Raw genomic sequence first — 11900 nt, forward strand, 5'->3', positions numbered from 1 at the left:
CCTTTCCATTAACTACTTTCAGTATCTAATTCTCGGGTCTGCCCATGCATACATCACATCTGCTAGTAGGTTTCCTGACATAACTAGGATCGAAGTAAAGAGATTCAATGCCATAATAACTGGATATTCTCGAGCTACAATCGATTGGATACCGAGACTCCCCATCCCTGGCCAGTTAAAAATATGTTCAGTAATGTAAGCTCCTCCAAATAGAAATGGGATGGAAAGACCAAATATCGTAATGACAGGAATTAAAGCGTTTCTCAGTCCGTGTTTTAAATAAACAACCTTTTTACTTAATCCTTTCGAATCAGCTGTGCGAATGAAATCTTGATTGAGAACTTCAAGCATACTGGACCTTGTAAACCTCATCACAACCGCTATTGTTGGAAGTGCTAGAACGATGGCAGGTAGCGTAACATGCTTGAGGTAATCTACAAACAATTGAAATCCACTATAATCTGCTCCAACCGTGATCATTCCTGAAGTTGGAAGCCAACCTAACTTTAATGCAAAAATAAAGATTAATGCTAATCCAAAAAAGAAGGATGGTATGGAAATACCTACGAATGAAATAACGGTTAGCACATAATCTGGTAGCTTGTAGCGATGTGTTGCAGAATAAACGCCGAGTGGCACACCGATTGCAAATGCCATGATGAAAGCTGTTCCCGTTAATAGTAGTGTAGCTGGTAGCCTTTCAACAATAAGCCCTCCGACAGATTGACCCGTCTTCACTGTATAACCGAAGTTCCCCTGCGCAATTTCCTTTAGCCACGTGACATATTGCACAGGTAGCGAATCGTTCATACCGAGATTTTCTTGAGCGCGCTGCATTTCTTCAGCGGATATTTTAGGGTCAATCATTGTTTGCATGGGATTACCCGGGGCAAGTTGCATGATGGCGAAGGTCATAATTGTAATACCAATTAAAATTGGAATAGATTGGAGTAGCCTTTTAATCAGATACTTTTTCAACTTCCTTCTCCTCCCGTTCTTTGCTGAATGGAATGAGAATGAGTTCATTCTGCCTAGTCGTCAAGTAACGAATCCCTTCAGATGTGACAACAACATTCTCTTCAACGATAAAATGGATGCCATTATCTAAGAAAAGAGTAGGTTCTATCGTAAAAACCATTCCTTCTTTCACTTCTCCAAGTGGTGCTGCCCCATACCGTTCCCATTTCGGTCCAAGAAGTATGCCACCGTCGTGCACATCTCTTCCTATTTGATGTCCTGTAGCATGGGAGATTTCTGGAAATCCCTGCGACAAGTAAAACCTTCTCGCTGCATCATCAACTTCATAACCTTTTGCACCTGGTTTAATCGCTGCCCCAGCCATCGAAATTGCTTCATGGACAGATTGAAATGCTTGATGAATATGATCTGGTGGTTCACTTTCTCCTTCTTTCAGAAAATAAACGGTTCGGGCAATATCAGAGACGTATCCTTCCACATCCACACTAAAATCGAAAATAACAAGATCACCGCCCTTTACCACTGCCTCTCCAGGCTCTCTGTGTGCAACGTTCTCTTTTAAAACGATTGGCATAGAAAGCTTACGATCAATACCGTTTACAACATGACGCTTTTCCATTTCTTCCACAAAAAGCTTCCCAAGCGCTCTCTCTGACATTCCAATTTTCATTCTTTGGAAGACGGTACTGTAAATTTCCTCGGTTATGTTAATCGCCTGTTCAATTCTATTGATTTCGGTCTTTGTTTTAATACTTCGAATGGAGGATAAGAATGTTTCAGATGATACAATCTCTCCTTTAAAAACTTCACATAGGGTTCTAGTGAGCCAGCGGTATCTCCCAGCGGTTAACCCATCGGCAAGGTGTTCCTCAACTGAGAAATTCAAGGCAATCTTATTAGGTTTCATTTCTGATATCACACCTGTTAAAAGGCCAGCTAAATTACCATCATGCTTGTACACCTTATCGAAAAGTCTGGATTCCTCAATATCTTGAGCATCAATACTACTACATAGTGCAAATTTCTGACGATCTTTCGTAACCATAAAGACCCCTGGACCAACAGTTCCTACTCCAGTTACAAGGGGAATGCATGGATCACTGCCTTCTGATGTATAGATAAGCCATGCGTCTATATCCAATTGCTGAAGATGGTCAATCACTTGATTCATTTTCTCTTGTTGAACTTGATACAACTTCGCCCCCTCCTTTCATCATGCAGTATTCTTGAACAACATTTCTCATCATCTCTACGCCATATTGAAATGAATCGATCTCAATTCGTTCATCTACCTGATGAACCCTTTTGAGTACCTCCGTAAAAGGCGTGAGCGTTGGGGATAAGCCATAGATATTTCTAGCATTCTGACCTATAAATCGACCATCAGTTTTACCAAGCGCCGTAAATGGGACCCACTCCATACTTCGACTCTCACGAAACGAAAACTTTTTGAACAATTGAACCATTTCACTAAGCGCATCACTTTCATAACCTTGTTCAAAAGAAAGAATCTCGACTCCTACTTCCTTACGAGCAAGGAGCGGAATGATCTGCTCCACAAATTGCTTTTCAGTTTGATATGGAAGAAGTCTAAATTCAATGATAGCCTCTGCTTTATAAGGAACAACATTTAGCTGTTCCCCTATGCTAATATGTTCAACTGTATAAGTGAGTTGCGACATGTACTCACGTAATTGACGAACAAAACTAAGCTGATCATTTATAAGCTTCTGTTCTTTTATGCGTAGCTTAAAAAACTTTTCAACGTTATAGGTCGAGGAGGCAAATCCCGTTTCTTGAAGAAGACTTAACACATGTGTTAGATGATCGATCGCTTGATTTACTGGTGGACTACCCGCATGCCCACCTTCACCAGTGGCAGTTAATTTCACTCTAGCTGTACCTTTTTCACCACAGGCATACAGCATGTAGCATTGATCAACTCCTTCAACAGTAAAACCTCCGCCCTCACTTAGAACCGTTGCTCCATTAAAAATTTCCGGATGAGTTTTCGCTAAATAGGACATACCCTCCGCACTTCCATTTTCTTCATCCGCTGTCGAAACGAAATAGATATCTCGATTTAGTAGGAACCCCTTCCTTTTTAATGATATAAAGGCGATCAAATGCATAACGGTTAACTGTTTCGTATCAAGAGTCCCTCTCCCCCAAATAGCTTCACCTGCAACGGCAGCGCTAAAAGGAGGATAAGACCATTCCTGTTCATTGGCGGCTACAACGTCAAGATGAGAAAGGAGGACAAGGGGCTCTTCTTTCTTTCCACACCCATGTAACTTAGCCACAATAGAGGCGCGATTAGCTGTACTGAACAAGATAGTAGAATCAATGTTTTCTTTTGCTAATTCTTCTTTGAGATAAGTAGCCGCTAGGATTTCACTTTGCTTTTCATTTGTTGTATCGATTTTAATTAAATTTCTTAGCCACAGTTCTGCTTTTCCCATAAGATTCAAAGCGTTCACCTGCCTGACTCGATTATGACAAGTTCAGTTTGCCTTTCACTTAGAATAAGTGGCCCTTGCTCCGTTACCAGAACATTCTCTTCTACAAGGATACAAGGAAGACCGTTGTCCTGAATAACGGTTGGTTCAATAGCGTAAATTTCGCCAGCAGCAATAACTCCTTCAACCTCTGGTCTAATCGGTATACGTTTTGGCCCGAGAATCGTCCCTCCATCATGTGTTTCTCTTCCTACCTGATGACCGACCGAATGACGAATCGTTGGATATCCGGCTTCTTCTATCACTTTTCTGCCAGCTGCATCTACCTCGAATCCCGCCTTGTTAGGTAACAACGATTCGATAGAAGCATCAATAGCCGCAATAGCCGTATTGAATGCATGCTGAACTTCAACAGGCGGATACGTTTCTTGTTCCGGTAGGAAATAGCAAGTTCTCGCAATATCTGATACATAGTCATTTAATTTCAGACTAAAATCAATAATAAGTAGATCGCCAGGCTTCGTTACATGACTCGCTGGTTTGCGATGGGCTAATCCTTTTCGAACGATACAAACGAGAGGAGGATCATGCGGATGGCCGAGACCATTCGAAGCGCCCCTCCTCTTCATTTCTTGAACAAAAAGATCCCCTATTTCAATTTCCGTCATCCCGCAAACTATCTGACCAAAGACTACCTGATAGATTTCTGTCGTCATCGTAATCGCTTGTTGTATCTGCTCAATTTCAGAATGAGTTTTGATACTACGTAGCTTCTTCAAGAGCCTTTCACTGCTCGTCTCAATCTGTTGTAATCGATTCCTGCCAAGAACTTTTTCTAACCAAAGGTACATCCCTTGAGTTAATCCATCACATAAATGATCGGATTCAGATATATTTAAAGCTACTTTCTGAGGATTTAGCTGGTTAAAAATATTTAGAAACGATTCTTCCATACTAGCTTCATAAGTAAGAATTCTATGAAATAAGCCGATCGCTTCATAGCTTCCTCGATCGCTAACAGAGGTTAATGCCAAATGTTCTCCATTACTTCTTAGGAAAATAGCTGCCATATGAACAGAGCGGATGCCTACTAATAAAGGGAGAGCTGGATCTGAGCCTTCTCTCGTCAGAATGAGCCACGAATCAATTCCATTCTGCTTCATTAGTTGAACAGCCTGATCTGCTTTTTCAAATGTGATATCAGGTACCATTGCTTTCATCTTCCTCACCCCCTATTCCAACTAACAATCTGTACAAGTTCTTGATCCCCAAAATAAAAGAATTCAATGGGATCCGTTCATCCACCCCATGTACCATTTTAATTACTCGATCAAATGTCATATCAGGTAACATCGGACAGTAACCGTAAATATGAGAAGCATAGGATACAACATGCTTTGAGTCACTACCTCCTATAGATAGAAACGGTACTACTTTTGCATGAGGAACCTCTTTTTTTAATTCTTTTTCAAATAATGCAAGATGTGACTGGTTTAAGGTCGTTTCAAATCCTTCGGTATACGATTCAATGCTGCATTCAACAGGTAATCCGTCTAGAATCGTGTTGAGCCAATTCTCAAATTCACTTCTAGAGATTGAAGGAACAGGTCGACAATCTAAATGAAGTTCATACTCTCCTCGAAGGATAGGATGCTTTCTTCCCCCATTCCATTTTGTTACAGTAACAGTAGTTGAAGCCATTGCCCGAAGTAGTGATTGATATTCTGGCACCAATTCGAGAAAATCATCAAGTTGTAACTCAGAGAAAGAATGTCCATATTCTGAAGCGATTGTTTCAAACAACGTTTTTGTAGAAGAAGGAATGGTATCATTTAGTTTGATATGCTTTAATTTTTGTATCACTTGCAATATGGTTTGTAGACTTGACTGATCGGGTAAATAGGAATTGCTTGGGGTTTGACCTTTTGCGTTTATTTTAACGATGGCACGACCTTTTTGCCCTGTCTCACATAAGTAATATGCTCTGTCACCTATGAGGATTGGGAATCCTCCCCCTTCATTAAAGACTGTTGTTTGATTAAAAAAGCCTGGATTCTCTTGTATAAATGGGAGAAGACCATAACGACTTCCACTCTCCTCGTCCGAAGTAGCTACCATCACAATATCTCGCTTAAGATCAATACCATTTCGTTTTAATAGAATAAGTACCATTAAATGTGTTATCGTAAGTTGCTTCGTATCGATGGTTCCTCTTCCCCATATCTCTTCATTTACAACTTCTCCATTAAACGGAGGAACCTTCCAATCTTCTGCATTCGCTGGAACGACATCTACATGAGACAATAAAACCACAGGCGACTCATATTCTTTTTTTAGAGATATAATGATATTTCCTCTATTTGCTGCCGTCTTCTGAATTGAAGTTTGAAGACCATTTTCTTCGGCGATTTTTGCTAAATAGAGAATAGCATCCATTTCATTTTGAAGCTTCGTTGTTGTTTCGATTTGAATCAATTTACTTAAATAAAAAGTAGCTTCTTCTTTGACGACATTCCAATCCCCCAGGCTCATCCCCACCTTTTGAGTACCACTTACTTTTTATTTATTATATAATTTGATTTTTTACTTTAATGTAAAGTAGTTTACAAAATCTAAATTTTCTAACAATTAATCCCGAACGAACATATCCTTTGATTGGGAAAGTCTCTGAGATCAGTTGTGCGCTAGTTTATTAACATAGAATAGCTACATAAATAACTGCTACAAAGCAGAAAACTTCTTTAGAGGTTGGAACTCACATAGTCCAACTTTTTTCATTTATGATTTATTAAAAATCATCAAAATATTTTTCGCTTTAAACTGTTTCATTTGATAAAAGTATTAAGTTACCTCTTTCGATTAGACAAAAAAGAGCATTATTCGGGTGGTGACAGGCACTTTTCCTCAATTAACCATTGCTTTATTCATCCTATCTAAGCTATATTTGAATTTGTGTTTTTCAAATCAAAAGCGCTTTCATCGAGATACTATAAAGCTAGAGCTTAACTGGAGGCAATTGTTCAATGAAAATGTATTTATATCCGTTGCTCGTCATTATCGGGGCTAGCAGTTACGGTGTTGTTTCAACCATCATTAAATTAGCAATAGGTAGTGGCTTTACAGCATCTGAAGCTGTTACGAGTCAATTCTTTATCGGCTTTTTGATTGCCGTGCTAATCTTTCTCATCACTAATCGACAAAAGCTAAGTTTCTCTGGAATTAAAATCCTTATTTTCGCGGGGATTTTTACAGGCTTAACGAATATTCTCTATGGACAATCATTAAATTATTTACCAGCATCCCTAGCTGTCGTCTTGCTCTTTCAATTCACATGGATTGGCATGCTAATCTCAAGTATTTCAAAACGCCAGCTTCCAACACGAATGGAAATACTTTCACTTATTATCTTAATTGGCGGAACGATTCCTGCTGCAGGACTCATTGATGCTGACTTATCAAACATCCCTTTGCAAGGCTGGTTATGGGGGCTTGGAGCAGCACTTTGTTATTCACTCTTCCTCTATTTCAATGGGAAAGCAAACGCCAAAATGAATACATCAAACCGATTAGTCATCGTGTCCTTTTTTGCGTTCTTGATGTCAGCGGTTTTTCAATCTCCTGAAATTATTTGGAATGGTACATTGCTCACAGAAGGACTATGGGTCTACGGAATTGCACTTGGCTTATTTGGAATGATCATTCCTGTTTTCCTATTTTCCATCGCGATTCCAAAGGTCGGCCTTGGGAAATCCTCCATTCTTAGTGCGATTGAACTTCCGATCGCTGTCATGGTTTCCGTCATCTTATTAAGTGAAACAGTATCGGTTCTGCAAGTTGCAGGTATTGTGATTATTATCATTGGCATGACGCTGCCTACTCTTTTCAGTGAACATATAAGCATTAGTCGAAGAAAAATAGTGGAGCAACAATAATGAAAACACCTCATCCAAATTAAATTTGATGAGGTGTTTTTGCTTTACTCTTATATTTGAATTCAATCGGTCCAACATTCATATCAAACGAACCATCATGATACAAAAGTGGAGACCGCTCCGTTCCACGTTTCGAATATTTTCTCAACGTGACTAACGCTCATATCTTGTGGATCGGTAAAAACAATTTTTGCAACCGTAACCCAATAAGCAATGTGATTCTTTACAAAAAGAGGAGAAGGTTTTTCCTTCATAGACTTAAAGCTTCCAACTTCATTTGGTACTGCACGCTGAAAAAAGCACGTATCTTAATTCAGAAGGTTTATGAAAAATAACCATTTCTTTGCGCCTTGAGCAAAAAGAAAAAGCATTCACCAAGTAACACATGGGAGTACTTGTTATTAAACACGACTATTCGTTCATCTAATTTATTTATCTAAAACCTTAAGACTCTTTTCCTTCATTTATCATTTCCACAATTGGCCGAATGGCAATAAACAGTCCTGCGATAATGAGCCACCCTAGTGATACATACGTCCATCCTTTAAAGAAACTTAAACTGTATTCATAGCCAGTGATGAACATAATTCCTGGGAAGATGATGATGAAAACAGCGGTTAACCCTATGGCCCACCTTACGCAAAGTTTCGCATCTTTATCGAGCTGCTCGTTCAAGTCGAATCTCCTCCTCTTCTTCAAATTCTTCGTCATCAAAGCTTTTGAATTTATCTTTCAATGTATCAAAATCAAATTCTTGATTAGCCATTAGTCCGTGACCAACAGAAATAACACCACTTACGATAAACACGGTAATATTCCCGAAGAACATCGATTCAAGCTGTCCGAGCGAACCACCACTCACTTCTCCAAACATTACATATGCGGACGTAATCCAAGCTGTTACTCCAAGAATAAATCCAGACAATGCCCCATAAAATGTTCCTTCATTCGTCGCTTTTCTCCACAATAATCCTAACGTTACTGGAATAACGGCTCCACTTACGAAGATGCCCATTGCCATATACACAAACCCTAAACTTATCCCTACATAGAAAAGGAGAATAGACAGAAGCCCCATCATTAGTCCAAAGCTTAACGTTACTTTTCGGGATACTTTGAGTAATTTTTGGCTGCTTGCTTTTGGATTGATCGAATGACGATAAATGTCTGTTACGACAATATTCGTAATAGCTGTTAATTCTGCTGCTCCAGTCGACATTACGGCCATAAATAGCATTGCGAGAAAAAGGATTGACCCTACACTACCAAGAAGATAGGAAGCCATTTCAGGCGCAACAGAATCTGGAGTACTAATCGGCACGCCAAGACCAGCTGCACTTACACCTAGGAAAGTGGCAATCGCAAAAGGAATAGAAAACCAGGCAATTCCTCCATATATGTATGCTCGTGAAGTTGCACTATCTTTACTAGCAATTGCTCGCTGCCAGTAGGCCTGATCAACGAAAACGGCACCGAAGTTACCAATAATATTAATCATACCGAAAAAGAGTCCTGGAATAGAAGCCATCGTAAGCATTGATGTAGAAGATGGAAGATCTTGAAGTCCTTCATAGATGGGGGTTGTTCCAAATTTCATGTAGATCGCTACCGCGAAAATGGTAAGAATTAAAAAGATCATAATCGTATTGAAGTAATCAGCGACAAAGGAAGCTTTTAATCCGCCAATCATGGTGTAGATCGTGAAGGTAAGGGGGATGAGAAAGGCTGCTACAAACAAATTCATACCTGTTAGGGAATTTAGAGCAATGGCTCCGCCGAGAATAACCATTGCTGTGACTAAAATGTTGGTCATAAGAGCAAAGACCATAATCAGTCGGTGATTTTTCTTATCAAAACGCTGACCGATAAATTCAAGAAACGTATGCGCATTTGGTGCCCTACGCTTCAATTGTATGGCTACAATCGCAAACAGCAACACTTGAATACAAGCACCAGCAGCATACCAATATGGTCCGCTTATCCCGTACTGATACCCAGTCGAAGAGGACATCATTAAGGTAGCCGCCCACGTCCATGCTGCAATAATTGACGCGCTCGTTAACCCTACACCTACGCTACGACCAGCGGTACTATACTGCTCCGCCGTCATCGCCTGTTTTCGTCTTCGCTGCATGAAAAACGTAAGACCTGTAAAAAACACTCCAAAGACTAAAAGCAACAGATAACCAACACTGGATGATAACATATGATTCCTCCAAATCGTTGAATTACGCAATACGTTAAAGCATTACATTCACCGCTTCAACTGATTTGTTAAATTATGTAACAAAGTTTCATCAATCAAAATTACCTATGTCATTTTTCCTAACATCGTTAACCTGTTAGATATTCCTTCAAGATCAGTTTGACTAATCAACCAATTTTGAACAAGTGCTAGACTGATAACGGTCAAATTATACTGGAAAGCTATTTCATACTTAGGAATAACACTCAAAAATTCCATTTATTTTATTACAATTCCATATTTTTTCATTTTTTTTGTTTATTAACTGGAAATTAAGGGGTATTATGTCATAGTATATAAGTTACATTTTTTGCCGATGTGTGTATTAAACCTATCAAGTTATTACAAATTATGCTAATTATATATAAGAAAGACTGATGCAGTTCTGTAGGAATAATGCACACATTACTAATTTAAGAGGAGTGATTTTGAATGGCAGGTCAAATTCGCGTAACACCGGAAGAACTTATTACGATGTCTCAACGCTATCAAACAGAAGAAAGTAAAGTAGAGGAACAAATTGGTAATTTAGACAAAATGATTGCTGAGTTAGAAGGTATGTGGGAAGGTGCTGCAAGCCAAGCTTTTAGTGATCAATATCAGTCTCTTCGTCCATCTTTCGTAGACATGCAACGTCTCCTCGCTGATATCTCAACACAACTAGCAAGCACTGCGAAATCTCTTGAAGATGCTGACGCACAAATTGCTAATCAAATTCGCGGATAAGCGATAAAGAATTGATCGGGAGCGCTTAGGCGCTCCTTCCTTATGAGGTGAACTATATGTACATTGAAGTAACGGTCGATCTCCATCATTACAAAAAAGGTCGCTTTATTGACCTCAGACTATCAAACTATCATTCAGTCAAGAAACTCATTGAAATAGTGTGCCAAACGGAACAAATCCAAACTCCTCCAGATCAAACGGGGTGGGTTAGGCTAGTGAATAAGCATAAGGTAGTAGCCGCTAATGAGAGATTAATTGATGCTGGGATTATGACAGGAGATCGAATTGAAATACTTTGAAGGAGATCACAACCATGTCGAATCAAGTGAAACCCTATCTTGAAACACAAATAGATGCAAAAATTATTAGCGAAAAAGATGTCATTACCTTTCTGTTTCAGAAAGAGAAAATCAAATTCGATGAATTGTCAGAAGTTCATTTCCTAAGCGAGATCCATACCGGGATCCCGAAAACAATTGAAATGAATGAGGATGAGGTAAGCATCCAGCACAAACTTTCACCTTCCATTATCGCTCTTCCAGCGAAGCTTAAGGAAATGACTGAAAGCGATCGTCTCACAAGTGCCTATCAACTGGTGCAAAAAGTAAAGGACCACCGCTACAAGCGTCTTAACTTAATTATTTGTCCAGATAATCTTGTGCTGGATCAGGGATTGACGCCACATTTTTTACATTTCGGCGTAAAGGAAAGTCTTCCCCCTTATGAGGAAGATCCTGAACGTATTCTTGATGAAACACGAGCAACAGTTGCAGCTATGATGAATCCAGAGCAATCATTTGAACAATACCTACATTATTCTGACACGCTCACACTGTCATCTGAACTAAAACAAGTGCTTCAAGCCAAAACACTTCATGAGCTTCAGCCAATCATTCATTCACAAATTGAACACTTACATACGAAAGAATCTGAATTCATTAAAGTGAATAAAAAGAAGTGGAAAACAAGTCGTTATTTCCTTCTTGGCGTATCTATTTGCTTACTACCAGCTTTACTCTACTCTCTTTACTCTTTGTTTCTTCTCCAACCAAAGCAGGAGAATATCGTCCAGGCACAGGAGAACTTTTTAACGAATGAGTATAGTGAGGTTGTGAACTCGCTTCAATCTTATGACATTGACGACATTCCAAAAGTGACGCAATATCAGCTAGCCCTCTCCTATATCATCAATGAATCTCTAACAGATGAACAAAAAGAAAGTGTGCGTAATACGATCTCCCTTCAATCTGACCCAAGGTATTATAAGTATTGGATTCATATTGGACGCGGAGAAGCGGAACAAGCACTTGAAATCGCACGTTATTTAGAAGATCGCGACTTATTAATGTATGGCATTTTGAAGCGCAAGGAACAGGTTAAAGCTGATTCAGATCTGGAAAGCGAGAAAAAGCAGCAGATGATCAATGAGTTAGAGCAAGAATTTGAAGAATACGAAAGAGAAATAGAAGAGCAGCAGCAAGAAGAGGAAGAAGCCCAGCAGGAAACAACAAATGAAGAGAAGCAACAAGGTGACCAGAAAAAAGAAGAAAAATAGATCGG

Annotated in this window: 12 protein-coding genes; 4 read left to right on the forward strand and 8 right to left on the reverse strand. The window is 39.4% G+C overall.

The genetic code is table 11. The annotated features are described in order from the left end of the window. Positions 1–18 precede the first annotated feature (18 nt). Genes AC0VYH_RS17035 through AC0VYH_RS17055 form a run of 5 tightly spaced genes read right to left on the reverse strand, consistent with a single transcriptional unit; the run spans position 19 to position 5969 of the window. Positions 19–1026 (reverse strand): ABC transporter permease, encoded by a 1008-nt coding sequence (locus tag AC0VYH_RS17035; protein ID WP_425589679.1) that lies wholly within the window; start codon positions 1024–1026, stop codon positions 19–21. Continuing rightward, a complete protein-coding gene (locus AC0VYH_RS17040) occupies positions 959–2173 on the reverse strand; it encodes a M24 family metallopeptidase (protein ID WP_224882618.1) in 1215 nt (404 codons plus the stop codon). The genes AC0VYH_RS17035 and AC0VYH_RS17040 overlap by 68 nt, the downstream gene beginning before the upstream one ends. After that, positions 2133–3440: a M20/M25/M40 family metallo-hydrolase gene (locus AC0VYH_RS17045; RefSeq protein WP_224882758.1), complete on the reverse strand. Its 1308-nt coding sequence runs from the start codon at positions 3438–3440 to the stop codon at positions 2133–2135. Before AC0VYH_RS17045 ends, AC0VYH_RS17040 begins: the two co-directional genes overlap by 41 nt. 14 nt (positions 3441–3454) lie before the next feature. Next, complete coding sequence (locus AC0VYH_RS17050) at positions 3455–4657, reverse strand: M24 family metallopeptidase (protein WP_475372792.1); 1203 nt, start codon at positions 4655–4657, stop codon at positions 3455–3457. After that, positions 4638–5969 carry a M20/M25/M40 family metallo-hydrolase gene (locus AC0VYH_RS17055; RefSeq protein WP_475373799.1) on the reverse strand — a complete coding sequence of 444 codons (1332 nt, stop codon included), beginning with the start codon at positions 5967–5969 and terminating at the stop codon, positions 4638–4640. Before AC0VYH_RS17055 ends, AC0VYH_RS17050 begins: the two co-directional genes overlap by 20 nt. Before the next feature lie 497 nt (positions 5970–6466). Here AC0VYH_RS17055 and AC0VYH_RS17060 point away from each other — a divergent pair, with 497 nt between their 5' ends. Further along, the gene (locus AC0VYH_RS17060; protein ID WP_475373800.1) at positions 6467–7369 is read left to right on the forward strand and encodes an EamA family transporter; all 903 of its coding nucleotides are present in this window, start codon (positions 6467–6469) and stop codon (positions 7367–7369) included. A gap of 95 nt (positions 7370–7464) precedes the next feature. Here the strand turns inward: AC0VYH_RS17060 and AC0VYH_RS17065 are convergent, their stop codons facing one another. The 3 genes from AC0VYH_RS17065 to AC0VYH_RS17075 all read right to left on the reverse strand — a co-directional run bounded on the left by AC0VYH_RS17065 (position 7465) and on the right by AC0VYH_RS17075 (position 9575). Next, positions 7465–7623: a hypothetical protein gene (locus AC0VYH_RS17065; protein WP_475372793.1), complete on the reverse strand. Its 159-nt coding sequence runs from the start codon at positions 7621–7623 to the stop codon at positions 7465–7467. Positions 7624–7813: 190 nt separating this feature from the next. Next, entirely contained in the window at positions 7814–8044 is a 231-nt protein-coding gene (locus tag AC0VYH_RS17070; protein WP_224882615.1) for a hypothetical protein, read from the reverse strand. Continuing rightward, a complete protein-coding gene (locus tag AC0VYH_RS17075) occupies positions 8025–9575 on the reverse strand; it encodes a sodium:solute symporter family protein (protein ID WP_475372794.1) in 1551 nt (516 codons plus the stop codon). The genes AC0VYH_RS17070 and AC0VYH_RS17075 overlap by 20 nt, the downstream gene beginning before the upstream one ends. Before the next feature lie 471 nt (positions 9576–10046). Between AC0VYH_RS17075 and AC0VYH_RS17080 the strand changes: the two genes are divergently transcribed. The 3 genes from AC0VYH_RS17080 to essB are packed head-to-tail and all read left to right on the forward strand — an operon-like array spanning position 10047 to position 11895. Beyond that, positions 10047–10340: a WXG100 family type VII secretion target gene (locus AC0VYH_RS17080; RefSeq protein WP_194219140.1), complete on the forward strand. Its 294-nt coding sequence runs from the start codon at positions 10047–10049 to the stop codon at positions 10338–10340. 56 nt (positions 10341–10396) lie between these two features. Beyond that, a complete protein-coding gene (gene yukD / locus AC0VYH_RS17085; RefSeq protein ID WP_194219139.1) occupies positions 10397–10639 on the forward strand; it encodes an ESX secretion system protein YukD in 243 nt (80 codons plus the stop codon). A gap of 14 nt (positions 10640–10653) precedes the next feature. Beyond that, positions 10654–11895, forward strand: coding sequence for a type VII secretion protein EssB (gene essB, locus AC0VYH_RS17090; protein ID WP_475365677.1), 1242 nt, complete (start codon positions 10654–10656; stop codon positions 11893–11895). Positions 11896–11900 lie beyond the last annotated feature (5 nt).

The organism is Anaerobacillus sp. QJM3NY_32 (assembly GCF_056173645.1).